The organism is Desulfobulbus sp. (genome assembly GCF_031547805.1).
Taxonomy (GTDB): domain Bacteria; phylum Desulfobacterota; class Desulfobulbia; order Desulfobulbales; family Desulfobulbaceae; genus Desulfobulbus.
Map to the genome: position 1 here is coordinate 50,636 of NZ_JAVBRQ010000013.1, position 24,903 is coordinate 75,538.

Genomic DNA, 24,903 nt, shown 5'->3' on the forward strand with positions numbered 1-24,903 from the left:
GCAGCCATGTCCTATTATTGCCGAAACAATTTCCACGGAATCAACATCGGGACCTCTTGGCAGTAGGACCGGTATCGGGAGCCAAAAATACGGTGTAGTTTACGCTCTTCGAGCCACGTGCCAACGACCAAATAGAACGTCAGCAGTATTCTGACAAGCAGGCTGACATCGGTGAGTTCCGGCAGAGACCAGAGCAGGGCAATGCCGCCGCTGTACCAAGGATGCCGCACCACCTGCAGGATGCCTGTTTGCTGCAAAAAGGGTGCGGGAGCCGCCTGCCCCTGCCTATAATCGTACCACTGGCGCAGGCCGAGAAAGCTTTTCAGGTCGTAAGCGCGTAATCCACCAACAAACATGACCACAGCATAGAGACCAGCTGCCACCTGGACGGGAACAAGCCATGTGGGCAAGGTCAGGGGGCGGTGCGGCGCCACCTCCGTCAGCCAAAGCAGCGGCAGCAGGCTGGCCACTGCAAAGCAGACATAGCCGATCCGATGTAGTGCGTGCCAGGCACCGCCCTTCCGCTCGAGCCACTCATAAGCAGCGCGGCAGATCAGCAGGCTGTGTGCCGTGCACCACGCCAGCCACAAGATGATCAGCCAGAGCCGCATCGTCTCTCCTTGTCCACGGCAACCATCCTACGCCATTGTTTTCAGTGAGCTTGCAAAAACGATTTCCTTGCTGTTCCTTCGTCATTCGTTGCGAAATGTCCGCAAGCTGTTGTCATGGTGCAGTTCGTCATTCATGTCCAGGGTATGGCACACCGAGCAGCTGCGATTAGCGCCCAAGGGAAGTCGATTTCCCTGGTATTGCAAAGGTTGCAGCACATCGAGCCGTTCGCCGTGAGGGTTGTCGGCCGGATAGAGCGCATGGGGGCTGGAGTGACAGGCGGCGCAGAACAGGCGACCGCTTTCGTCGGTCCGGTTGCGGTAAAGCTCTTGCTCTCCCGCTGTCCAGGTATTGCTGGTGGTGTCGGTCGCCGGCGGTTGATAATCGACATGACAGTGCAGGCAATCGGGCTGGTTGATCCAGGGATTGCGCGGTACGATCGCATTGTCGTCGACCACAGCTCTGGGCATCAAAGGTGCCATCAAGCGAGCGGCCTGCTGCTTGCCAGCCGTCCGCTCTTGCTGCAACAAACCCAAGGCATGATTTTCCATGGTACCGTGGCAGTTGGTGCAGGTGAGGCCCAGAGAAGCGTGGATATCGCGCAGACTGCGAGTTGCGCCAGTGGGCGAGGCCGGGTGGCAAAAAGCGCATGCATCGGCCTCGCGACCCCTGAGATAGTGGGCGTGAAATCCATGGATGGCCGTTGACAGGTTGAGCCGGTCCGCCTCGCCCCTGGCTCGGACCATGAGATCTGCATGGCACGATTGGCAGCGAATCATCGCACCCGATTGCGCCGAGGCCAGGAGGGTGGTGCCGCTCAAGCGGTCATGGGCTTCCAGGATGTTCAGGGCGGTCGCCCGGTTCAATCCGGTGTATTCTTCGGGTCCTGCAGGGCCGCCGTGGCAGGTTGCGCAGCCCATCTCGGTGGAAACCGGAGCCACCACCTTGGTCGCGGCCAGCAGGTTTTCGTTGTTATCTCTCGCTTCGATGGCGACCACCGGATAGGGATCGAACCCATGCCTGGAAGTGGGCAACAGCAAGATGCCGTCTGCAGTAAACAGATCCTCCTCGGGGAGCATGTCGCCGGTTGGGGTGCTATGACGGTCGGAATCGGTGAAGCCGTGCTCCACCCGATAGCGAAGGGTAACGTTTTGGTTGACGATCGTCGGCGTTTCCCCGCGTTCGATTAATTGCGCCCTCAGGCTGTTTCCCGGGGGAAACACCGACAGCAGTCCCTCGACCTCGGCAACATACCGCATACCCAAAGTGCTCCAGGCGACAAGGACAAAGCGATTGGCGGCCGGATCAAAAGGCGGGATTTCCACCAGTTTTCCGGCAAGCCGTGCCGGGGGAGGATCGCTGCGATTATTAAGGCCATGGGCAATGAACCAAGCGAGTGCTCGGCGCTCCTCGGCCGTTCCGGTGAAGGGCGGCATGACGGGATGGAACGTGTGCATGCCGCTGATCATGGCATCAAGCCCGCTGGGCGTGTACGAAGCAGCCAGTCTCTTGATATCGCGCATCGGCCCGCCAATGGCATGGCAGGAAAGACAGAGCAGATTGTACAGCTCTCGCCCTGCCTCCAGCCTATTGTCGTCGGTAATCTGCCGGTTCCGGACCCATTTGGCGACGGCCAGGATGCCCTCCGACTGAAGACGGCCGGTATCGCCGCGCGCAACCGAGGTAGTGTAAAGATAATCGCGAAGAATGTAGGGGCGGCGAGCTCCTTCCCGGACGAATTCGAAACAGCCCATGACGATTTGTCCGACCAGCAGGAGCAAGATGGCCAGGAGCCTGCTCAAACCAGCCGGCAGGCGCATCATCAACAGCAGGCCGCCCAGGACGGGCACAGGTGCACAGAAGAGAAAACCGTCAATGAACGGGCGCACCGAAGGCATGCGCGTCCAGATGATCTCTTGCAATTCCGGCGGCAGAGCGGTGCGGTACCAGATGGCGGCGGCAAAAAAGAACAGGAAAGGCAGGATAAGCCAACGGGAGCAGAACCTGGTCCAGATGGTCCTCAGAGAACGATCCTTGATCCAGGTGGCGGTAACCAGGCCGAAGAGCCCGGCGATGATCAGGGCGAAAAAAGTCCGGAACGCAAGCGACGGCCAGAAACCGGGATTGAAGAACCCGTCCCAGATATTTTTGGTTTCGGTCCAGTCGCCGGGGGTGAGCATGAAACTGATGATGCCGTTGATCAGGAACAGCGAGAGCCAAGCGGCGGCACCGTATATCCAGGCAAGTAGCCGGTGACGGCCCGGTGGCAGCCGGTCGAAGCTGTAGACGTAGAGAAAGAGGGAGACGATTTCGACCAGAAAGCAGACCCATTCCGCGGCCCAGACAAAGACGAAGGTGTGGATGAGGATCGAGGTGGCGGTAGGATTGAGGAGGGAAATAACAAACCAGATGCCCACGCCGCTGATCGCACCGGCGACCATGGTGAGCATGAGGAAAAAATGGGCGTGAGCGCGGACGTAGGCGAGCATCGCCGGGCTGTTTTCTCGGCAGGCCTTACGTTCGGCCAGGGCCAGGAAAAGGCCGCCGCCCACTGCGAAATGGGCAATATAGACGTGGAAGACGGCGATCAACGCCACCAAGAGGCCGCCACCGGCAAAATCAAGCTGCCAGACCGGATAATTCATGGCTGCTGCCCTCCGCCATCCATGGCACGGAGAGTGAAGCGCATCATCCATGCAATCAACGCCAAGCCTGCGGCCAGGATGAGCACAAAGAGCATAAACGGCGTTGTCGCCGGGGCGAGCGGCAATTGTTCCAAGGAAAACCAGGGGGCGAGCAGGGTGGCGCGCAGCAGGCTGCGGGCCCCGAGCATCAGGGCCAGGGTGACCAGGATGCAGGCTAGGGCAGGTACGGCCCGGTTGCTCAACCCGAAGAAAAGCGCGGCCAGGGCAAACACGCTCCCGCCCGCCAGGCAAAGAAGAAACAAACGGCCGGTCGATGTGGCAGGGGGAATCAGGCCGTGCGGCAGGGAGGCGAGAAACCAGAGGCCGATTCCCGCATTGGCAAGGGTGGCAAAGCTGAACCAGCGGCAGCCGTGCCCGATCCAGCGGTCGGCGCTATCCTCGCCCTGCGACCGGCGCCAGCGGAACCAGAGGGCAATGGCCAGGCCGCCGATCGCCACCGCACCCACGATGAAATGGAGAAATCTGGGGATGAACGTGGGATCGCCCAGATTCAGCAGGAGACCTCGGGGATGCGCAAAATAGCGGCTCCAGCTGGCGGGGGCTTGCATCAAGCTGAAATTGTTGACAAAGAAAAAGGCGGTTGCAAGCAGCAGCAAGGCTGTCAGCACAGCGACGGCCGGCCGGCCGCTGCCCGAACCGGCAGGAAGATGCTTGGCGAAATACGCCAGGGCATAGGCAACGATCAACAGGCCGACGATTGCCAGCCAAAAGACGGCCATCAGGATGGAGCTGGTATAGAGGAATTGGCCGTAAAGCACCTGGCCGAACAGCAGCGGTGCCACGCCGAAATTGACGGTAAAGGCAATGGTGAAGGGCATGGCGCGAACAACGAGTTCGGTGCAGGGGCTGGGCGCGCCCCTGTCGCGTATGTACCCGACCAGGGCAATGCAGGCGGTCCCCACCGTTATGTTCATCAGCAGGATATGGCAAAACAGGGTGGTTTGGAGCAATAACTGCAGCCACCCCCAGTGGACGGGGATGGCGTCCGGGGTGGGAATGAGGGCAGCGGGGTCCATGGCGGCCTCCTGGATGGCGGGTGCCTCCGTATCGAGAGGCAAGCGAACGAACGGCCTCGTGCCGGCCGTCAAGAGGGGATGGCGGGCACGGAAAGCATTCTACCGGCAGGAGGATGGACTGAAAAGGAGTTTCGCGCGTCGCGCGTCGCTTGGTTTGTTTGAAAGCACCGCCGCCCGATCCAGGCAATCGGGCGGCACCCCGGCAGCAGCGTTACGGGCAATCAACAGCCGCAGCCGGAAAAAGCCTCCTTGGTGAAATTCTTGTCCGGTTCGATCGAGTATTCGCCGGTGAAGCAGGCCAGGCAAAAATGATCGTGCGGCAAGCCGGTTGCCTCGACCAATCCCGCCTCGCTCAGATAGTGCAGCGAATCGAGGCCGAGATAGTCGCGGATGGTTTCCACCGTGTTGCCGGCGGCAATCAACTGGTCGCTGGAAGGAAAATCGATGCCGTAATAGCAGGCGTGGCGGGTCGGCGGACAGCTGACCACCATGTGGACCTCGGCGGCGCCGGCGTTGCGCAGCGACTTGACTCGGCTGCGGCCGGTGGTGCCGCGGACGATCGAATCCTCGACGATGATGACCCGCTTTCCCTGTAACAGCGACCGAACCGGATTGAGTTTGACCCGCACCGAGAAATCGCGCATCGATTGAGTCGGCTGGATGAAGGTGCGGCCGACGTAGTGGTTGCGGATCATCCCCATTTCCAAGGGAATGCCCGAGGCGTTCGAATAGCCGATGGCCGCGTAGTTGCCCGAATCCGGAAAGGGCATGACGAAATCGGCCTCGATTTTGGCTTCCTTGGCCAGGATTTCCCCCATCCGCTTGCGGGCGGCATAGACGTTGAAGCCGAAAACATTGCTGTCCGGCCGGGCAAAATAGACGTGTTCGAAAATGCAGTAGCTCTTGCGGGCCTGCGGCCAGGGAAAGAGCGAGGTCAACCCCTGCTCGTTGATGATCAGCACCTCGCCCGGCTCGATGTCGCGGATGTATTCGGCCTCGATCAGGTCAAGCGCGCAGGTCTCGGAGGCGACCACGTGGGCGCCGTTGTCGAGCATCCCGAGACAGAGCGGCCGGAAACCGTTGGGGTCGCGGACCGCGATCATGGTGTCTTGGGTCATGAGCAGCAGGGAATAGGCGCCCTGGATGCAGGAAAAGGTGGTCTTGATCGCCTCCTGCAGGCCTCGGTCCAGGTGGCGGACCATCAGGTGGATGACGATTTCGCTGTCCATGGCGGTCTGGAAAATCGACCCCTGCTGCTCCAAATGTTGCCGCAGGGCAATGGAGTTGACCATGTTGCCGTTGTGGGCGACGCAGAGCGGCATTCCCTTGTGGGTGGCCATGAACGGCTGGGTATTGATGATATTCGATTGGCCGGTGGTGGAATAGCGGACGTGGCCGATGGCCAGATGGCCGGTGAGCCGTTGCAGGGTCCGTTCGCTGAAGACATCGGCCACCAGGCCCATGTCCTTGTGAATCAAAACTTTCTTGCCGTCGCCGGCGACGATGCCGGCGCTTTCCTGGCCGCGATGTTGGAGGGCGTACAGGCCGAAGTAGACGAGTTTGGCCGCATCCTGGTGGCCGAAAACTCCGCAAATTCCGCACTCATGCCGGGGTTTGCCCGAAAATTGCTGGTCCGTTTCGATGGTATTCATAACATGTGCCGGTAATAAAATGTCGGATGCGCCAAAAATCGAAAGGCACAAAGAACGATTCCTTGTGCCTGTTTCGGGATGATCCGGTTTGTGCAAAGAAGTTTATTTACAACCAGATTGCACGTTTTTTTTCAATAAAATATCGGGTAGCTTGAGTGAATAAAATCACACCACGATTTCAGCATGCCCAGAGGCGTAAAACCCATGACCACCGTACCCGTCAAACTGACCGCCACCGTCAAGGCCGCGGGCTGAGCCGCCAAATTGGGCCCGGGGGACCTGGGCCGGTTATTGTGCGGGCTTGAGCTGCCGACCGATCCCAATCTGCTCGTGGGGACCGAAACCAGCGACGACGCCGGGGTGTACCGTCTCAACGACGACACCGCCCTGATCCAGACCGTCGATTTTTTCACCCCGATCGTCGACGATCCCTATGATTTCGGCCGGATCGCCGCCGCCAATTCCCTGTCCGATGTCTATGCCATGGGCGGCAGGCCGCTGTTGTGCATGAACATCCTGGCCTGCCCGGCCAAATCCATGGACTCGTCGGTATTCCGGCGGGTGCTCGAAGGCGGGTTGGCCGTCATCCGGGAGGCCGGGGCACTGCTGGTGGGCGGCCATTCCATCGAGGATGCGGAGCTGAAATACGGGCTGTCGGTCACCGGTCTGGTCCACCCGCAACGGGTCCTGCGCAATGGCGGCGGCCGGCCGGGAGATGTGCTCGTGCTCACCAAGCCCCTGGGAACCGGTATCCTGTCCACCGCGATCAAGGGCGGCTTGGCTTCGGCGGCAACGGAGCGGCAACTGGTGGACCTGCTGGCCACCCTCAACCGCCTGCCCATGGAGATCGTCGATGCGGACGAGGGGCTGCGGTCCGAGGTGCATGGCTGTACCGACATCACGGGGTTCGGGCTGTTCGGCCATGCGCACGAGCTGGCCGCGGCCTCGGGCGCCTCCATCCGTCTCGACCGGAAAGCACTGCCCATTTTGCCGGAGGTCCTCGGGTTTGCCGACATGGGCATTCTTCCCGAAGGTGCCTATCGCAACCGCAGTTACTACCGGCAGTGGGTCCGTTCCGATCTGCCCGAGCTGGACTCCCTGGAAATGCTCGGCTACGATCCCCAGACTTCGGGCGGTCTGCTGCTGGCCATGGGACGCGATGCCGCCATGCGGCTGCTGGACGAATTGGCTCGGCGGGGCTATCTGCCCGAGTGCCGGATCATCGGCGAGGTGTTGCCCGGCGAACCCGGCCTGATCCACCTGGCCTGACCCGCTCAGCAGGACGATTCGGTCATCAGGGCGATGAGCAGCCGGGTCAGGTCGACCATGTCCTGCAATTCCACCTGCTCGGTGGTGGAATGGACGTTGGTCATGCCGGTGGCGACGATCGCCGTGGCCAGGCCGTAGCCGTTGAAAATATTGGCATCCGAACCGCCACCCGCCCTTTCGTAAGTCAGTTCCATGCCAATGGACCGGGCCGCCGCTTCCACCCGTCTCAGCACCGGATCCTCCCGCCGCAACTGCATTGCCGGAAAATCCTGCTCAACTTCGATCTCGACCGCCGGCATTCCCTTGGCCGAGCCGGTGGGATCGGTCCAGTCCGCCACCGCCGCGGTGAATATCTCGCGGATCTCCCCGGTCACTCGTTCCAGTTTTGCCATGGAGTGGCTGCGCACTTCTCCCTCGATCACCACCTTTTCCGGTACGATGTTGGCGGCGGTCCCGCCCTTGATGGTGCCGAAGTTGGTGGTGGTTTCCTCGTCGATGCGGCCGTTGGGCACCTGAGCCAGGGCCTTGGCGGCAAGGATGAGGGCGTTGACCCCCCATTCCGGGTGCAGGCCGGCATGCGCGGCCACGCCGCTGACGGTCACGGTCAGCCGGTTGGCCGCCGGGGCATGGGTCACCACCCGGGCAAAACCGCTGGAATCCAGGGCATAGCCCTCGCGGGCGCGTACCAGGGCCGGATCCAGGGCCTTGGCCCCCACCAGTCCGATCTCCTCGCAGGTGGTGATCACCAGTTCCACCGGCCGGTGCGGCCGTCCGCCCTCGCGCAGCACTCGCATCGCCTCGACGCAGGCGGCGATGCCGGATTTGTCGTCGCTGCCCAGGATGGTGTCGCCGGCGCTGGTGAACAGATCGCCGCTCCGCTTGACCCGCACGCCCTCGGCTGGCTGGACCGTGTCCATGTGGCAGCTGAAGAAGATCGGCGCGAGCTCAAGGGTGCCGGGGAAGCGGACGATCAGGTTGCCGCATTCCGAGCCGGTGCGGGCGGCGGAATCGTCCTCGACGATTTCCGCGGCTCCCAGTTCGCGGAAGATCTGCTGCAGGCGTTGCGAGATCCGGCCTTCCCGGCGGGAAGGACTGTCGATTTCGCACAGTTCGGTGAAAGTGGCGGCCAGCCGTTCTCTATGCACATCCATGATTCGACCTCAGCAGGACGACGGCATGGGCGGCAATGCCCTCGCCTCGTCCGGTGTATCCCATGTTTTCCGTGGTGGTTGCCTTGATGTTGACAGCGGCGGGGTCCGATGCGCAGCATCGGGCCAGGTTGCCCGCCATGGTGGCGAGGTGGGGTGCCAGCCTGGGTCTCTGGCAGACAATGGTGATGTCCGCGTTGCCCAGACGAAAACCCCGCTGCGTCGCCAATTCGTAGACCCTGCCCAGTAAGAGCAGGCTGTCGATACCCTTGTATTGCGGATCGGAATCGGGGAAATGGCGGCCGATATCGCCGGCGCCCAAGGCACCGAGCAGCGCGTCGGCCAGGGCGTGGGCCACGACGTCGGCATCGGAATGCCCCTCCAGGCCCAGTTCGTATTCGATGCTCACCCCGCCAAGAATCAGGGGGCGGCCGCTCACCAGCCGATGGGCGTCGAACCCGTGGCCAATCTTCATGCTCTCCTCCCCGGCGGCCAGGGCCGCCGCCACGCGCAGATCTTCCGGATGGGTGATCTTGCCATTGCATTCGCTGCCCGCGACCACCCGCACGGGAATCTCGGCCGCCTCCAGCAACGAGGCCTCGTCGGTGCCGACAAAACCGGTGCGCTGCGCGGCGGCAAAGGCCTGTTCCAGCAAGTGTCGTCGGGCCGCCTGGGGCGTTTGCGCCTGCCAGAGATGGCTGCGGTCGACCGTGGCCATGATCGTGCCATCGCGTTCGACCCGTTTTAAGGTATCCTTGACCGGCACTGCGGCGATGACCGCGCCGAGGCGGGCCGCTCCTTCCAGGCAGCGGAGGATGGTTGCCGGATCCACCAACGGCCGGGCCGCGTCGTGGACCAGCACCAATTCGATTGCGGGGGGCAGTCGCAGCAGGCCGGCGTGCACCGAATCCTGGCGGGTAGTGCCGCCGGCGGTGATGTGCAGTTTGCCGAGATGGCGGGCCGGCAGATGGGTGTGCAGCAGGTCGGCGGTGTGATGGAGATAATCGGCTGGGGCCGCCACCACCACGGCCTGGACGGCCTCCACGGCGAAAAAGGCCTGACAGGTTCGGACCAGAATGGGAAGGCCGGCCAACTCCAGAAACTGCTTGGGTTGGGCATGGCCGAAGCGGGAGCCGGAGCCGCCGGCCGGAATGACGATGCCGGCGGGCGGCATTGGGAACGTATTGCCGTTCACGGAAGAAAAAAGGGGGGTGAATTATAAGCCGAATTCTGTTCCCGTCCGAGGACGGACCATGATCATTTCTCTGGGATGCCGGTTGCCCGGCATCTCATGCAACCTACCCGGAGGCTTTGGACGGGCCGCCCTCAAACGCCTCCCTATTTGGTCTTGCACCCGGTGGGGTTTGCCCTGCCCCCCATGTCGCCATGGGGGCGGTGAGCTCTTACCTCGCCATTTCAACCTTGCCTGTAAACGCTTGCACGTTCCATCGGCGGTGTTTTTTCTGTGGCACTTTCCCCCGGTTTCCCGGTGTTCGCGTTACGAACCACCGCGCCCTTCGGTGTTCGGACTTTCCTCCCCGGCCTGCGCCGGAGCGATCATGCATTCACCCCCCCAAATCCTGCTTGCCAGCCTCGGGGCCAAGGACTGGGTCAGCCGTGCCGCCGGTCGATGCCTTGATTGGCCAACTGGTCGGCCCGGGCGTTCTGGGCGCGGGGCACATGGGCGATCGACCAGGTCTCGAACCGGTCCAGCCGTTCCCGCACCTGGCGAAAAAGAGGCAGAAGCGTTTCATTCTTGACTTTGTAGCGTCCCTGGACCTGGCGAACGATCAGCTCCGAATCCAAGAAGATGGCCAGCTGGCCGCATCCTTTGCGCTGCGCTTCCTCCAGGCCGACGAGCAGAGCCTTGTACTCGGCGACATTGTTGGTGCATGTGCCGAGATACACCGAGCAGGCCGCCAATTCCTCGCCTCGCTCGCCCAGGAGAACCGCACCGGCCCCGGCCTGTCCGGGGTTGCCGCGGGAGGCACCGTCGGTGAACAGGCGGCATGCGGTCGTTGCCTTGCCGGCCGGCGTGCTCCGGACGGTCGGTGCGGCCGTCGCGCGGTTTACCGCTGCCGTCGGTTGCCGACCAAGAAGCAGGCCGCGAATGGCATCCGGATGCTGGTCCGGAAAAATCCGCCGGAAGGTGTCGTCGTCGAGGTGGTCCGCCAGTTGCCGCAGGATGTGCTCCCTGGCCGGCAACTCACTGTCCACTCTCGGTTTCCTCGGCTTCCTGGTAATAGAGGATGCGCTGGCAGGTCGGACAGAGGTTGAATTTTTCCGCCTTGCGCACCTCGATCACCTGTTGCGGCGGCAGGGCCATGTGGCAGCCCTGGCAAACGCTGCCGTTGACGGCCACCACCGCCAGGCCGTCGCGTTTGGCCAGCAGCATGGTGTATCGTTTGAGGTAGGGCCCCTGCAGGGCCGCAGTCTCGGCTTCCCGCTTGCCGAGCACCGACTTTTTGGCTTCCTCGATGCGCTGGATTTCCTGGTCGACCTTTTCGACCTCTTCGGCCAGCAGCTGCTGCTCGCCGGAGCACAGATTTTCCAAGGTGGAGGCCTCGTTCTCCAGTTGTTCGATCTGCTCGATGAACTGGAGGATGCGGTCTTCGGTTTCCTTGACCAGTCGCTTGTTCTCTTCGATTTCCTTGAGCAGGGCCTGGTGCTCCCGGCTGGTCTGGACCTGCATCATTTTGTTCTGCCGATCTTTTACCCGTGCTCCCGCGTCGTCGTGCTCGGCCTTGGTTTCCGCCTGCTTTTGGTTGAGCAATTCAATCTTGTTGCGGAAATGGGTAATCGCCTCCTGTTTCTCGGCGATGGCCTGCTCGCGGTTGGCGACCGCTGTCCGATGCTTGGCGATGGCATGGTCGAACCCGGCAATTTCGCTGTCGATTGCCTGCAGTTTGATGAGTTTGAGTATTTCCTCTTTCAATGATGAACTCCTCGGTCGGTGGGTCTGAAGTTAGCAAAGGAAACGAAACCAGTGGGGTGAAGCCGGGTACATTGCATGGCGGTCCGAACGGCGATGGGGTGGCTGTGGACGTTCATGCCAGATGCAACGGCGGTTGCTGGGCCGCGAGGTCGACGGCGATGTCCCAGGAGCGCGCCTCGATATGCTGCCGCAGCATGTCGCGAAAAATCGGCATGGCGGGCTGCTCGGTGGCGAAGTGGCCGGCGTCGAGCAGCCAGATACCCGCGTCCGCCGCCCAGCGGGCCACCGAATGCTTGACCTCGGCGGTCACAAAGACCTCGGCGCCCATATTGAAGGCCGCTTCCGTCAGGTCCGAGCAGGAGCCGCCGCACACGGCGACCGTCGTCACTCGCTCGGGCCGTATTCCGGCCTCCAAGATCCAGGGTGGCGAGCACGCCTGCCGGAGCCGGTCGAGAAAGGCGCGGGCGTCCACCGGGGTGGGCAAGATGCCGATGCGGCCCAGGCCGCAGCCCAGCGCGCATTCCCCGCGCGCCGGCACCAGCGGCCGGGTGTCCACCAAACCGAGGGCTTGGGCCAGATGATCGCTGACCCCGCTCTGGATCGAATCGAGATTGGTATGGCAGGCGATAACGCCGATTTGGTTGCGGGCGGCCAAGGCGACGAACCGGCCGGTGGGGGTGTCGGTTCGCAGGGCTTTCAGGGGGCGGAAGATGGCGGGGTGGTGGGTGACGACCAGGTCGTAGCGTTCGGCCGCGGCTTGTTCGATCAAAGCGACCGTCGGATCGAGCGCCAGGAGGACGCGTTGAACCGGTTGATTCGGGTCGCCGACCAGCAAGCCGACGTTATCCCACTCCTCGGCCAGGCCGGCCGGGACGATCTGTTGGAGAATTGTCAGGATGTCTCGAATGGTAGGCACGTGTTACTCTGTAAAGAAAAAGAGGTACATCCTTGTGGGGATGTACCTCTTCATAGGCATTGGCGGTAATGCCCTGCGTTGTTGCAACACTGGCAGCCAGGAACTGGTCAATGTCTTCAATGTCAGGGTTAAAGGGGCGAGGGCCGGGAACATTCGCTCCGCTCTTCGGAAATGATGGTGGGCCCACCTGGACTCGAACCAGGGACCGACCGGTTATGAGCCGGTGGCTCTAGCCAACTGAGCTATAGGCCCAAGTATTACAGTAAACATGATATAATACTAATCGTAAAAAAAAGGTCAAGTCCCTTTTTGATTTTTTTCTAAAAAAACCGGGCGCGGCCGGAGAAAAACAGGGGCAGGGAAAACGATTCCTGGCATATTGCGCCCGGTGTGCGTAGGGTAGACCGCAAGCCGTGTTCCATTCCGGACCGCACCGAACCGTGCTGTATCGCGGTGCGGCGGGAAACAACAAGAGGTGTTTTGATGCTGTATACCAACCTGCTCTATTTTCTGGTGGCGATTTTCGTCTTCTCCACCAACACCCCTGCGACCCGGCCGGTTCTGCCGCCCCTGTGGACTCTGGCCGCCCTGGCCGCGGTCTATTGGGGCTTTTCCCGTTTGGCGGCCCGGTTGTTCAACCGGCCGGCAGCCGGGGCGAGCGACTATTTTTCGGCGGAAAAAAAACTGTCGCTGCTGGCGGTGTTGGTGTTTGCTGCCTGTATCTATCTGCTTGACCTCAAATATTATCTGAAACCGCTGTCCTTGGGCGGCACGCTGCCGGTGCTGACCGATGCCGCCGGGCTGGCTTGCTTTTTTCTTTTCCTGATCATGATGTGGCTGGCCGCCAGGCCGAGTTACCAGCGGCTTTTTCAGTGTTCGTATTCCCGCGGCGCCTTTGTCCGCACCAACATCAAGGCCAATCTGCCTATCGTCCTGCCCTGGTTGACCCTGTCCCTGGTTTTCGACTGCCTGCTGCTTTTGCCCATTCCCGGACTGGCGGGCGTGCTGCGTTCGTCCTGGGGCGATCTCGTCTTGTTTGTCCTGTTCCTCTTTTTCCTTATCCTGGTCTTCCCTCCCCTGGTCCGCACCCTCTGGGGATGCACCCCCTTGCCGCCGGGGCCGCGGCGGGATCGGCTCCAGGCCTTTTGCCGATCCCAGCAGTTCGACATCAAAATGTATCTCTGGCCGCTGTTCGAGGGGCAGGTGCTGACCGCGGGCATCATGGGTATCGTGCCCCAACTGCGCTATCTGTTGGTCACCCCCGCGCTGCTGGAGACTTTGAACGAGGAGGAACTGGACAGCGTCCTGGCCCATGAGATCGGCCATGTCAAGCACCGGCATTTGTTGCTGTATGTCCTGCTGTTCCTCGGATTCAGCCTGCTGGCCGGAGCGGTGGCCAAACCCCTGCCCCATTTCATCCTGTCCAGCGATTTCTTCTACCGCCTGCTTTCGCATCTGTCGATCACCCCCGGCAACCTGCTGGGGGTGATGGCGAGCCTGCCGCTGCTGGTTCTGCTCCTGGTCTATTTTCGTTTCATTTTCGGCTATTTTGTGCGCAATTTCGAGCGCCAGGCCGATGTGTACGTTTTTCGTGCCCTGGGAACGGGAGCCCCCCTGATCCATGCCTTTGAGAAAATCGTCCTGTTCGGCGGCGGCAGCCGGGAGGAAAAAAACTGGCACCATTTCGGCATCGGCGAGCGGATCGACTTTCTCCAGCGCTGCGAGCACGACCGCAGCCTGATCGACCGGCACAGCCGCAGGCTGCGGCTCCATCTGATCGCCTACTGCCTTTGTATCGCCCTGGGCGTCTTCTTCCTGCAACGGATCGATGTCGGCAAACTGTCCGAGGGCTACGAAACAAAATACGCCGAGGCGGTGTTGCTCCAGAAAGCCCGCCTCGAGCCGGGCAACAGTCTGTGGCTGATGTATCTGGGGGACTTTTTGCAAAGCCGCAAGCTGGAGCGGCGGGCGATCGAAGCGTATGAAAAGGCGCTGGCGCTGGCGCCGTTGAACGCGGAGCTCAACAACAACCTGGCCTGGCTGCTGATCACCGCTCAGGACAAAAGCGTGCGCGACCCGGGGCAGGCCCTGACCCTAGCCCACACCGCCGCGCTTTTGAAAGAACACGGCTATGTGCTCGACACCCTGGCCATGGCGTACTGGGCCAACGGCTTGGTCGAGGAGGCGGTGACCACCGAGCTCAAGGCCCTTCGCCTCGATCCGGACAACAGGGCCTACTACCAGGGGCAGATTGAAAGATTCAGGCTGCAGAAGTGGGATGAATAGCCGAAAGGCGGGCGATCCTTGCCCGCCTCGTCTTAAAGGATGAAGGTGGGCAGTTCCATTTCCATGCGCTCGAAGGCCGTGGCAAAGGCCTTGACCACCTCGGGATCGAATTCGGTGCCCGCCTTGGCGACGATGGCGTCACGGGCCACCGCGGGCGACACCGCCTGTTGCTCGTTATCGCCGAAGGTCAGGCTGTCGTAGGCATCGGCCACCGCCAGGATGCGGGTTCCCAGGGGAACGGTTTCCCCCGGTTCCGCCCCTTGCTCCGTCTGTGCGGTTTTTTGGACCTGGGAGCCGAGCAGGAGCGGCAGGATGCGGCCTACCGGCCCGCTGAGAAGACGTTCGTCGATGGCGTCGCCGTCGATAGCAGTCCTTTTGCCGGACGCTTCGTCCTGAGCGAGCCAGTGAGCCGAGGCCTTGCTCAGGATCGAGCGGCTGAGCTGCATCCGTCCGAGGTGGTGCAACAAGGCGGCCGTGCGGATATCCTCGATGCTGTTCTTGTCGAGTCCCAGGTAGTCGGCAATGCGCGTGGCATAGATCGAGACGCGAAAACAGTGATTTTCCCGTTCCACGTCATGGGTGGTGACGTGGCGCAGGATCAGCAGCAAACCTTGGTAGGTTTGCCTGAGTTCCCTCGCTTTGCTCTGGTTGCTTTCGAACAGGGTGCCCATGGCAAAGGCGGTTGCCAACAGAACGCATCCCCAGGAAAGGAGATGGAACCACGGGCCGTCGTCCCCGAGCCCGATCAGGAGGATGCCGGCGCAAGCGGCGAACAGCGCCCAGTTCCGGCCGAAGAAATAGGCGGCGGCCACGGCCGGCAAGGTGTAAACGCTTAGAAGCGCGGGTTGCGGGGCAATGGCGTAGTTGAGCGTCCAGGCGATCCCCAGCATGGCGACAACGATCAGCAGGTTTTTGCCGATCTGTTTCAGGGAATAATCTGTCAGGGAGCCGGTGCGCCAAGGCAGCGCGGGGAGCCTGGCGGCCAGCTTCGAGGGCAGGGCAAAGGGCAGCTTGATTCGGCCGCGTTCGGCAGGGGCGGCGGGCTCGTTCGGCTCCGGCAAAGGCGCGTCGGGGGCCTCGTCGTCGCCGGGCAAGGGAACGAACCTGGCCTCGGCCCCCAGTTCGTTCAGTTTGTCGATGACGAGCATGCTGGTCCCTTCGGCGACGTTGCGGCTCAGTACCACCGGCAAATTATGCAAGAGGGCCGGAATTCTGCCGCGCGGGATGCTTTTGGCCCGTTTTTCGAGATAGGCGATGAGCTGTGGCTCATCGGCGGTCGGGGAAAGTGCCGTCAGGATGAGAAAGCCTTTGCTGGTCTGCATGGGTGCCGTCTGTGGGAAATGAGCCGGAAGCATCTTGATCGTTGTCGATGGAACAGGGCTGATCGTGGCAGTTGCCAATAAAAGAAATTATACGGGGAAGCGTTTTCCGGTTCAAGACATGACCGTTATTTTCAGGATTTTGAGATGAGGCGGCATTCGGTCCCGGGAAGGCGACGGGATCTTGCTGCCGGCGAGGGGGGAAAATGATTCGAAGGAGGCCTTGGCTGCTGCTGGGCCAGGTGGTCTGGCTGGTTCTGGCCTTGGCGGGCGTGCTCGGGTTCCGAGCATCGCTGTTGGGCTGGCGGCCGGCGCTCATGCTGGTGGCAGTGGGGCTTGGCGGCCTGGTGCTGACCGGCTTCATCGGCCTGGTGGCGCTGTTTTGGCTGCTGCGATCCGGCCGTCAGGGCGGTCCAGCCGCCTGCCTGCCTGCCGCCGGGATCGGTCTGGTCGCCTTGGTCGGCCTGCTGCTGGCCGGTTTGCGCGGTGCCCAGGCGCCGCCCATCCACGACATCACCACCGACCCCGGCAATCCGCCCCTGTTTGTCGCCGCAGCGCAGCTTCGCGGTCCGGGCGACAATCCCGTTGCCTACCCCGGCGAGACGGTGGCCGGTTTGCAACGGCAGGCCTATCCCGATCTGGTGCCGATCAAGGTGGCGCTTGCCCCAGGCGATGCCTTTGCCAGGTGCCTGGCCGTGGCCGAACGGCTCGGCTGGACAATCGTGGGACAGAACCGCGACCAGGGGCTGATCGAAGCAGTCGACCGGACGCCGGTGTTCGGCTTCACCGACGACATCGCCATCCGCATCGCCGTTTCCGGCGACGGCAGCCGCGTCGATCTCCGGTCCGCCTCGCGGGCCGGGGTCAGCGATTTGGGCGCCAATGCCAAGCGGATTCGCTCCTTTGCCGCTGCCTTCCGCAATCCATAACTTCGGAGCACCATCATGTCCCAGCCGCTCATTCTGGTCACCAACGACGACGGCGTCTACGCGCCGGGCATCCGCGCCTTGCATGAGGCGGTCAGTTCGCTGGGCGAGGCGGTCATCGTCGCGCCCGAGCGGGACAATTCGGCGGTCAGCCATTCCCTGACTATGAACCGGCCCCTGCGGGTGGTGCAACTGGAGGACCACATCCATACCATCGACGGCACGCCCACCGACTGCGTCACCATCGCCATCAACAAGATTTTGCGCAGAAAGCCCGATCTGCTGGTCTCGGGAATCAATCCCGGGGCCAACCTGGGCGACGACATCAGCTATTCGGGCACGGTGTCGGCGGCCATCGAGGGCACCATGTACGGCATCCCTTCGCTGGCGTTTTCGCTGGGCGGCAATCCACCCTACGATTTCGAGGTGACCGCGGCGGTGGCCTGGAAGCTGGCTTCCATGGCCCTGACCATGCACCTGCCGCCCAGATCCCTGCTCAATATCAACCTTCCGCCCCTGCCCGCCGGCGCGATCCGGGGCATCCGTTTCACCCGCCAGGGCCGCCGATTGTATCAGGACTCCATCCAGGAAACCTTCGACCCCTGGGGCCGCAAGCATTATTGGATCGGCGGCGGCACCGTCCAATGGTCCGGCGGCGACGATACCGACGAGGAGGCGGTGCGCAACGGCTACATCTCGGTCACCCCGATCCAGCTCGACCTGACCAACCACGAGGGGCTGTCGTACCTGGCTCGGCAGTGGAAGATGTGATCGCGTGCGCGCCGCGACAGGAGGTGCGCTGATGCCTTTGCTGGGCGCCCATCAATCCATTGCCGGTGGCTTGCACCTGGCTTTTGACCGGATCGAGCGAGTGGGCGGCGAGGCCCTGCAGATTTTCACCGCCAACCAGCGCCAATGGCGAACGCCCCCGCTCCAGCCGGAAGCTGTTGACCGGTTCAGGGAACGATGGGCCCAAAGCAAGGGTATGCCGGTGGCCGCTCATGCCTCCTACCTGATCAATCTGGCCGGTGGAGCGGACAAGGCCGAACAATCGGTGGCCGGCTTTACCGAGGAGTTGCGGCGCTGTCTGCAACTGGGCATCGATCTGGTGGTGATCCACCCGGGCAGCTACGGCGGCGGCGGCGTCGAGGCCGGGGTGGAACGGGCGGCGCATCGTCTCGATCTGGCCCTGGAGCGCTCGGGGGCGCTCGATACCGGCCTGAAGGTGTTGCTGGAAACCACCGCCGGCCAAGGCACCTCGCTGGGCAGTAGCTTCGAAGAGTTGGGGTGGCTGCTGGCCGCAAGCCGTTTTCCCGAACATCTCGGCATCTGCGTCGATACCTGCCATATCTTTGCCGCCGGCTACGATTTCCGTACCGCCGAGGGCTACGCCCGCACCATGGCGCAGCTTGAGCGCCATGTCGGCCTGGACCGCATTCTTCTGCTGCACCTCAACGACTCCCAAAAGGAGTGCGGCAGCCGGGTCGACCGGCATGAGCACATCGGCGAGGGCTGCATCGGCCGGGAAGGTTTCCGCTTGTTGCTCACCGATCCCCGCTTGGCTCATCTGCCCATGGTCCTGGAGACCGACAAGGGGGACGACCTGGCCGAGGATGTCGAAAACCTGCGGCTGCTGCGCACCCTTGCCGCCTGACCGGTTGCGTGGCAACTCGACCGGCTGCGAAGAAAATTCATTGCCAAGGCCGGACTACTGCTTGTTTCCCGCAGGTCAATCGATTATGCTCCCGGAACCGTTGCGGGTGGAGCCGCCTCTGCTTGGGACGGCCGCATTCCATCGGCCATCCCGGCACGGGTCTCGACCCATCATCTCGAAAATCGGAGACCGGTGATACAGAACCGGTGTACGCAGGGTGGAAAGATGTTCAATCAGGAACTTGAAGTAACACTGCAAAAAGCCACGGCCGATCAGCTGAAACCGAAACCGGATCAGAACAATTTGGGATTCGGCCAGTTCTTCACCGACCATATGTTCACCATGCGCTGGAATCGGCGGCAAGGCTGGCACGAAGCCACCATCGAGCCCTACCGGACCTTTGCCATGGATCCGGCCGCCATGGTGTTTCATTACGGCCAGGCCATTTTCGAGGGCATGAAGGCCTACCGCGGCAAGGACGACCAGATTTTTCTTTTCCGGCCCCAGGACAACTTCGACCGCATGAATCAATCGGCGCTGCGGATGTGCATGCCCCGTTTCCCGCAGGATCGGGTGCTTCAGGCCCTGCGCGCCATGGTCTATCTCGACCAGGAATGGGTGCCCAAAACCCCGGGCGCGACCCTCTACATCCGGCCCACCATGATAGCCACCGAACCGGCCTTGGGCTTGCGGCCGGCCGAGGAATATCTGCTGTACATCATCTGCTGCCCGGTCGGCGCCTACTATTCCGGAGGCTTCAGTCCCACCAAAATCTACGTCGAGGACAGTTTTGCCCGCTCCGTTCCCGGCGGAGTCGGCAACGCCAAGACCGCCGGCAACTATGCGGCCAGCCTCAAGGCCCAGGACCTTGCCCATGACAAGGGCTACACCCAGGTTCTGTGGCTGGATGCGGTCGAGCACAAGTATGTCGAGGAAGTGGGCACCTCCAATATCTTTTTCTTGATCGACGGCGAAGTGATCACGCCGCCGCTGGAAGGGTCCATTCTGCCCGGCATCACCAGGGATTCGGTCCTGCAGCTGGCGCACGACTGGGGCTACCCGGTCAGGGAGCGCCGCATCGCCATCGACGAGGTCATTGCCGCCGGCAAGAACGGCAGCCTGCAGGAGAGTTTCGGCACCGGCACCGCGGCGGTGATCAGTCCGGTGGGCGAATTTTGCTATCGGGAAGAGCTGGTTCAGATCAACGGCGGCGTTGCCGGTTCCCTGTCGAAACGGCTATACGACGAGTTGCAGGCCATTCAATTCGGAGAGCGCGAAGATCCGCACAAGTGGAGAGTTCGGGTTGGTTGAAGCGCTTTCCCGGTTGTTTTCCCCTCTGCTAAATCCTGTCATTTTACAGGGTTGGACGATATATTTTTTTCGTCCAACCCTCCCTTGATTTTTCATTAACCGAACCTATTATTTTGCGCAGTTTGAAGACCGAAGCTTCGTTTTCGTCCATCAACGCGGTTTGAACCGACCGTCGGACATCAAACCATCCCTCTCGGTTCAAGCGTTTCGTTTCTGTGTTTACATCTAAAAAAGAAGAAGGAGGAATGTTCATGAAGATTCGTCCATTGAATGACCGTATCCTGGTCAAGAGATTGGAAGGAGAAGAGAAAACCGCCGGCGGCATCATCATCCCCGATTCGGCCAAGGAAAAACCGGCCGAGGGCGAAATCGTCGCCATAGGTCCCGGCAAGCGGAACGATGCCGGCGAGCGCGTTGCCATCGACTTGGCGGTCGGTGATCGGGTCTTGTTCTCCAAATACGGAGGCACCGAGGTGAAGCTGGACGGAGAGGATTTTCTGATAATGCGCGAGGATGATATCCTTGGTGTGGTGCAGGCGTAAGAAAGGATCAATCCAAACGAATTGTTGAGGAGATAAAATAATGGCTGCAAAAGATTTGAAATATGGTGCCAAGGCTCGGGAGAAGATGTTGACCGGTGTCAACACCCTGGCAAACGCTGTCAAAGTGACCCTCGGGCCCAAGGGACGCAACGTGTTGATCGAGAAATCCTTTGGCGCACCCGTCATCACCAAGGACGGCGTCACCGTGGCCAAGGAAATCGAGTTGAAGGATAAGTTCGAGAACATGGGCGCCCAGATGGTGAAGGAAGTCGCTTCCAAGACCTCGGACGTCGCCGGTGACGGCACCACTACCGCCACCGTTCTGGCCCAGGCCATCTACACCGAAGGCGCCAAGCTGGTGGCCGCCGGTTCCAACCCGATGGAAATCAAGCGAGGCATCGATGCCTCGGTCGCCGCCGTGGTTGCCGAGCTCGGCAAGATTGCCAGCCCGACCAAGGAGCAGAAGGAAATCGCTCAGGTCGGCACCATTTCCGCCAACAACGACGAGACCATCGGCAACATCATTGCCGAGGCCATGGACAAGGTGGGCAAGGAAGGCGTCATCACCGTGGAGGAAGCCAAATCCATGGAGACCTCCCTTGATGTCGTCGAAGGCATGCAGTTCGATCGCGGCTATCTCTCCCCCTATTTCGTCACCGATCCGGAGCGGATGGAAGTCAGCATGGAAGAGCCGCTGATCCTGATCAACGAGAAGAAGATCTCCAGCATGAAGGATCTGCTGCCGATCCTCGAATCCGTAGCCAAGATGGGCAAGCCGCTGTGCATCATCGCCGAGGACGTGGACGGCGAGGCCCTGGCCACCCTGGTGGTCAACAAGCTGCGCGGCACCCTGAACGTCGCCGCGGTCAAGGCGCCGGGTTTCGGTGACCGCCGCAAGGCCATGCTCGAAGACATCGCCATTCTGACCGGCGGCCAGGTGATCACGGAAGACCTCGGCATCAAGCTCGAGAACGTCACCATCAACGACCTTGGCACCGCCAAGCGCGTGGTGATCGACAAGGATAACACCACCATCATCGACGGCGCCGGCGACAAGGAGAAGCTGGCCGCCCGGGTCAAGCAGATCCGCGCCCAGATCGAGGACACCACCTCCGACTACGACCGTGAAAAGCTGCAGGAGCGTTTGGCCAAGCTGATCGGCGGCGTGGCGGTGATCAATGTCGGTGCGGCCACCGAGGTCGAGATGAAGGAGAAGAAGGCCCGGGTCGAGGATGCGTTGAACGCCACCCGCGCCGCAGTGGAAGAAGGCGTGGTTCCCGGCGGCGGCGTGGCCTACCTGCGTTGCCTCAAGGTCCTGGATGCCATCAAGCTCGAAGGCGAGCAGGCCCTGGGCCGGAACATCATCCGCCGCGCCCTTGAGGAACCGGTGCGCCAGATTGCCACCAATGCCGGTTGCGAAGGCTCGGTGATTGTCGAGCATGTCAAGAATCTGGAAGGCCCCATGGGCTTCAACGCCGCCAGCGAGAAATACGAGGATCTGATTGAAGCTGGTGTCATCGATCCGGCCAAGGTGACCCGTTCCGCCCTGCAGAACGCGGCTTCCGTGTCCGGCCTGCTGTTGACCACCGAGTGCATGATCGCCGAGCTGCCCGACGAAGACAAGGGCGCCGCCGCCGGTATGCCTCCGGGCGGTATGGGTGGCATGGGCGGCATGGGCGGCATGATGTAAGCCGATCCCGTCCGCACCGGCTCAACAAACCTGTTGTGTGCGAATGCCCTTTCTCGCGGATTTTTCGCGGGAAAGGGCATTGTTTTTTGGTGAATGTCCCGTGGAAACCCGGGCCTGTCGCCAGGGAGTTTTCTTGTTGACAAACAAGGGGAAATCTAGAATATTGCCGCGTTCAAGCCACCCGGCTTTTTTAGATACTGGCGATGTAGCTCAGTCGGTTAGAGCATACGGCTCATATCCGTAGTGTCCGGGGTTCAAGTCCCTGCATCGCCACCATTTCTAAGTCCGGAGTTGTCCGGCGACATATAGGAAACCCGTAATCCTGCCAGGATTACGGGTTTTTTTGTTTCCCAGGCTTGCCGGGGAAATCCTGGCGCTGGGAAGGCAAGGGCTCAAACTGGCGTTCTGGGTTTAGCCGGCGATCATGGTATCTGAGCGGTTACCCTTGAATGCTTGTCCCCTGTCGACTGGTTTAGGTTTTTACGCCCCGATGGCTTGTGTCGCCCAAGAGCTGCTGCGGGGAATGGCAATTTGGGTCCGTAGCACGGTTTGCATGCGGCAAGCCGTCGTATGCTGTCGGAGTTCGCTGGGCGGTCGGGATAAGTGGTCCGATTGTTGCTTGGTGAGAAGAGGCCAAAAACATATCTGCAACCATTGGAGGAAAAACTATGATGAAGACGCAATCGCCAGCAATCGAATCGAGAGTGGGAACACTGCTGCCCTTTGTTTCGGTGGTATTGGCTTTTGGTTTATTGATGGGGAGTAATTCTTTATCTGCCGCCCAATCAGGACAACAGGGTGGTTTTAGCGACAACAACAAGCAGGTTGCGGGCGGTTTCTCCGGTCCTGGACCGGCGCTCAGCACGGTTGACCAGGTGCAGAATTTGCGCGATGACGTGCCTGTCAGTTTGCGCGGGAATATTATCCAGCACATTGGCGGCGACACCTATCTGTTTAAGGATGACAGCGGAACCATTCGTGTGGATATCGATCATGACATCTGGAACGGGCAAATCGTCGGCCCGGCGGATACGGTCAAGATCGACGGCGAAGTGGACAAGGATTGGAACAGCGTGGAGATAGATGTAAAACGGCTGATCAAGCAATAGGGGCGCGTCCGCTCTCGCGGCCGAGCGAGCAAGGTCGTCTCGGCCATTTGCCGCTTGCCCGAATCGCAGTCTTCAGTTCGGCTTTTCCCTGACAGTTTCGAACGATCGGCATGCGGAAAGATATTTTCTCTCTGGTCGGAGGCGGGCACAGATGCCCGCCTCCGCTCTGTTGTCTGTGCTCCAATGTGTTCAGAGCGCGGAGACACGGATTTGGCTCTGATCTTGCGAAAAAATGATGAGGCGTCAGGAGAGGGGGGGGGCCAGGGAAGAGCCCGGCTGCTGCGGCCGACCACCGCTCAGCGGATCTTCAAGCTTGCCGTGGGATCCGCACTGCTCGGCCGTGGGCAGGAAGAGCTCAGCCCTGGGAAATTGATCGAGATCCTTGTGAATGCCGGTGCGGAGAAAGGCGTTGACCCACTGGAAAATATCGTGACGCTGGATGGATCGGCGCATTTTGGCCATCCGGTTGCGCCGACTGCCCTCATCCATGAAGCAGGCGCGCCGAATGGCATCGCCGGTCCCAACGATATCGAAGGGGTTGACCAGTAAGGCGCCGCTGTGGAGTTGGGCCGCCGCCCCGGCGAATTCGCTGAGAATGAGCACCCCGTTGTTGTCGATGGAGCAGGCGCAAAATTCCTTTGCCACCAGATTCATGCCGTCCTTGAGCGGCGTGATCAAGGCTATTTCGCAGGTACGATAGTAGGCCAGCAGTTCCTTTTGGCTCAGCGATCGGTAAATGTAGTGGATGGGGGTCCATTCCACTTGATTGAAGCGGCCGTTGATCTCTCCCACCAGGCGCTCGATTTCCCGTTTGAGCGCCTCATATTCCGGTACCTCCTCGCGGCTGGGCACCACCACCTGGACCAAGGTGACCTTGCCCCGCAGTTCGGGATACCGTTCCAAAGCATTGGCAAACGCCTGCAATCGAAGCGGGATCCCCTTGGTGTAGTCGAGACGGTCGACCCCCAGAACCAATTGTCGTTCCGGCAGATTGGCATGGATGATCCAGGCATGTTCCTGCACCTCCTCTGATGCGGCGGCTTCCGCGAACTGCTTGAAATCGATGGAAATAGGGAAAGCGCCTATCAGCACCTCTTGCTCCGGGGTCAGGCAGTGGGCAATATGCCGGTGGCCGGTTATCCGCGCCTGTGGCATCAGCATGCGGACGCAATCCATGAAATTGCGGCGGTCGCGCATGGTCTGGAAACCCACCAAGTCATAGCGGAGCAGGGCATGGAGGATCTGGAAACGCCACGGCAGCTTGATGAATCCGTCAAGGGGCGGAAACGGAATGTGCAGGAAGAAGCCTGTCCGCCGTTCGACGCCGATGGTTTTCAGGTAGTGCGCGACCAGAATCAGGTGATAGTCGTGCACCCAGACGTAATCCTCGCCATTGGTGTGGGCCGCGACCGCCTGGGCGAACTTGACGTTGACGCGGTCATAGACCTGCCAGTACGTGGGGTCGAAATTGCAGCGGCTGGGGAGATCGTGAAACAGGGGCCAGAGGATTTCGTTGGAGAAGCCGTGGTAATACTTCTGGACTTCATCGGCGGTGAGGTGCACGGGGCGCAACGTGTAGCCGGTTTCGCGCGATCCGTTGGCCAGCAATTCGTCCAGGAATGCCGCGTCGATCGGGGCTTGCCCGCCGGCGCCCGTCCAGCCGATCCATTGGCCGCCACGGTCGCGAAGGACCGGACCCAGGGCGGTCACCAGCCCACCGGAACCGGGCCTGATGGTCCACTGTCCCTTTTGCTGCTGGTCGACCGCAATGGCCAGACGGTTGGACACCACGGTCAGGCGCGTTGCTTTCATGGAA

General features: G+C 61.3%; 21 protein-coding genes, 2 tRNA genes and 1 other RNA gene. 10 read left to right on the plus strand and 14 right to left on the minus strand.

Going from position 1 to position 24,903, the window contains the following annotated elements; translation table 11 throughout:
• Window positions 1-14: 14 nt before the first annotated feature.
• The 4 genes from RMR13_RS04795 to purF form a co-directional block, all read right to left on the minus strand.
• The gene (locus RMR13_RS04795; protein WP_310599502.1) at window positions 15-611 is read right to left on the minus strand and encodes a hypothetical protein; all 597 of its coding nucleotides are present in this window, start codon (window positions 609-611) and stop codon (window positions 15-17) included.
• Between the two features lie 81 nt (window positions 612-692).
• A complete protein-coding gene (locus tag RMR13_RS04800) occupies window positions 693-3,254 on the minus strand; it encodes a cytochrome ubiquinol oxidase subunit I (RefSeq protein ID WP_310599503.1) in 2,562 nt (853 codons plus the stop codon).
• On the minus strand, window positions 3,251-4,330 hold the full coding sequence (locus tag RMR13_RS04805; RefSeq protein WP_310599504.1) for a hypothetical protein: 1,080 nt from the start codon (window positions 4,328-4,330) through the stop codon (window positions 3,251-3,253). Before RMR13_RS04805 ends, RMR13_RS04800 begins: the two co-directional genes overlap by 4 nt.
• 221 nt (window positions 4,331-4,551) lie before the next feature.
• Window positions 4,552-5,982 carry an amidophosphoribosyltransferase gene (gene purF, locus RMR13_RS04810; RefSeq protein ID WP_310599505.1) on the minus strand — a complete coding sequence of 477 codons (1,431 nt, stop codon included), beginning with the start codon at window positions 5,980-5,982 and terminating at the stop codon, window positions 4,552-4,554.
• Window positions 5,983-6,186: 204 nt separating this feature from the next.
• Here purF and selD point away from each other — a divergent pair, with 204 nt between their 5' ends.
• On the plus strand, window positions 6,187-7,251 hold the full coding sequence (gene selD / locus RMR13_RS04815; RefSeq protein WP_310599506.1) for a selenide, water dikinase SelD: 1,065 nt from the start codon (window positions 6,187-6,189) through the stop codon (window positions 7,249-7,251).
• A 5-nt stretch (window positions 7,252-7,256) separates the two neighbouring features.
• Here the strand turns inward: selD and RMR13_RS04820 are convergent, their stop codons facing one another.
• The 7 genes from RMR13_RS04820 to RMR13_RS04850 form a co-directional block, all read right to left on the minus strand.
• Window positions 7,257-8,402 (minus strand): M20/M25/M40 family metallo-hydrolase, encoded by a 1,146-nt coding sequence (locus tag RMR13_RS04820; protein ID WP_310599507.1) that lies wholly within the window; start codon window positions 8,400-8,402, stop codon window positions 7,257-7,259.
• On the minus strand, window positions 8,389-9,573 hold the full coding sequence (gene ispD, locus RMR13_RS04825; RefSeq protein WP_310599508.1) for a 2-C-methyl-D-erythritol 4-phosphate cytidylyltransferase: 1,185 nt from the start codon (window positions 9,571-9,573) through the stop codon (window positions 8,389-8,391). Before ispD ends, RMR13_RS04820 begins: the two co-directional genes overlap by 14 nt.
• Before the next feature lie 29 nt (window positions 9,574-9,602).
• Window positions 9,603-9,972: RNase P RNA component class A (gene rnpB, locus RMR13_RS04830), an RNA gene on the minus strand.
• 38 nt (window positions 9,973-10,010) lie between these two features.
• Window positions 10,011-10,616, minus strand: a complete 606-nt coding sequence (locus RMR13_RS04835; protein ID WP_310599509.1) for a ribonuclease HI family protein — start codon at window positions 10,614-10,616, stop codon at window positions 10,011-10,013.
• Window positions 10,606-11,334, minus strand: a complete 729-nt coding sequence (locus RMR13_RS04840) for a C4-type zinc ribbon domain-containing protein (protein ID WP_310599510.1) — start codon at window positions 11,332-11,334, stop codon at window positions 10,606-10,608. The genes RMR13_RS04835 and RMR13_RS04840 overlap by 11 nt, the downstream gene beginning before the upstream one ends.
• A 112-nt stretch (window positions 11,335-11,446) precedes the next feature.
• Complete coding sequence (locus RMR13_RS04845; protein WP_310599511.1) at window positions 11,447-12,250, minus strand: Nif3-like dinuclear metal center hexameric protein; 804 nt, start codon at window positions 12,248-12,250, stop codon at window positions 11,447-11,449.
• A 175-nt stretch (window positions 12,251-12,425) separates the two neighbouring features.
• Window positions 12,426-12,502 (minus strand) — tRNA-Ile (locus RMR13_RS04850).
• Between the two features lie 231 nt (window positions 12,503-12,733).
• Between RMR13_RS04850 and RMR13_RS04855 the strand changes: the two genes are divergently transcribed.
• The gene (locus tag RMR13_RS04855) at window positions 12,734-14,536 is read left to right on the plus strand and encodes a M48 family metalloprotease (RefSeq protein WP_310599512.1); all 1,803 of its coding nucleotides are present in this window, start codon (window positions 12,734-12,736) and stop codon (window positions 14,534-14,536) included.
• Between the two features lie 32 nt (window positions 14,537-14,568).
• Here the strand turns inward: RMR13_RS04855 and RMR13_RS04860 are convergent, their stop codons facing one another.
• Window positions 14,569-15,858, minus strand: coding sequence for an HD domain-containing phosphohydrolase (locus RMR13_RS04860; RefSeq protein WP_310599513.1), 1,290 nt, complete (start codon window positions 15,856-15,858; stop codon window positions 14,569-14,571).
• Between the two features lie 203 nt (window positions 15,859-16,061).
• On the opposite strand from RMR13_RS04860, the gene RMR13_RS04865 reads away from it, so the two are divergent.
• The 4 genes from RMR13_RS04865 (at window position 16,062) to RMR13_RS04880 (ending at window position 19,746) form a co-directional block, all read left to right on the plus strand.
• Complete coding sequence (locus RMR13_RS04865) at window positions 16,062-16,784, plus strand: DUF1499 domain-containing protein (protein ID WP_310599514.1); 723 nt, start codon at window positions 16,062-16,064, stop codon at window positions 16,782-16,784.
• Window positions 16,785-16,799: 15 nt separating this feature from the next.
• Window positions 16,800-17,552, plus strand: coding sequence for a 5'/3'-nucleotidase SurE (surE, locus tag RMR13_RS04870; RefSeq protein ID WP_310599515.1), 753 nt, complete (start codon window positions 16,800-16,802; stop codon window positions 17,550-17,552).
• Window positions 17,553-17,583: 31 nt separating this feature from the next.
• Window positions 17,584-18,435, plus strand: a complete 852-nt coding sequence (locus tag RMR13_RS04875; protein WP_310599516.1) for a deoxyribonuclease IV — start codon at window positions 17,584-17,586, stop codon at window positions 18,433-18,435.
• Between the two features lie 225 nt (window positions 18,436-18,660).
• The gene (locus RMR13_RS04880) at window positions 18,661-19,746 is read left to right on the plus strand and encodes a branched-chain amino acid aminotransferase (RefSeq protein ID WP_310599517.1); all 1,086 of its coding nucleotides are present in this window, start codon (window positions 18,661-18,663) and stop codon (window positions 19,744-19,746) included.
• A gap of 43 nt (window positions 19,747-19,789) precedes the next feature.
• On the opposite strand, the gene RMR13_RS04885 is transcribed toward RMR13_RS04880, so the two are convergent.
• Entirely contained in the window at window positions 19,790-19,999 is a 210-nt protein-coding gene (locus RMR13_RS04885; RefSeq protein ID WP_310599518.1) for a hypothetical protein, read from the minus strand.
• Between RMR13_RS04885 and groES the strand changes: the two genes are divergently transcribed.
• The 4 genes from groES (at window position 19,998) to RMR13_RS04905 (ending at window position 23,087) form a co-directional block, all read left to right on the plus strand.
• A complete protein-coding gene (gene groES, locus RMR13_RS04890; protein WP_028317833.1) occupies window positions 19,998-20,288 on the plus strand; it encodes a co-chaperone GroES in 291 nt (96 codons plus the stop codon). The genes RMR13_RS04885 and groES overlap by 2 nt on opposite strands.
• 40 nt (window positions 20,289-20,328) lie before the next feature.
• A complete protein-coding gene (gene groL, locus RMR13_RS04895; RefSeq protein WP_310599519.1) occupies window positions 20,329-21,978 on the plus strand; it encodes a chaperonin GroEL in 1,650 nt (549 codons plus the stop codon).
• Between the two features lie 199 nt (window positions 21,979-22,177).
• Window positions 22,178-22,254 (plus strand) — tRNA-Met (locus RMR13_RS04900).
• A gap of 440 nt (window positions 22,255-22,694) precedes the next feature.
• On the plus strand, window positions 22,695-23,087 hold the full coding sequence (locus RMR13_RS04905) for a YgiW/YdeI family stress tolerance OB fold protein (protein WP_409070260.1): 393 nt from the start codon (window positions 22,695-22,697) through the stop codon (window positions 23,085-23,087).
• Window positions 23,088-23,330: 243 nt separating this feature from the next.
• Here RMR13_RS04905 and RMR13_RS04910 read toward each other — a convergent pair whose 3' ends face one another.
• On the minus strand, window positions 23,331-24,899 hold the full coding sequence (locus RMR13_RS04910; protein WP_310599521.1) for a trehalose-6-phosphate synthase: 1,569 nt from the start codon (window positions 24,897-24,899) through the stop codon (window positions 23,331-23,333).
• Window positions 24,900-24,903 lie beyond the last annotated feature (4 nt).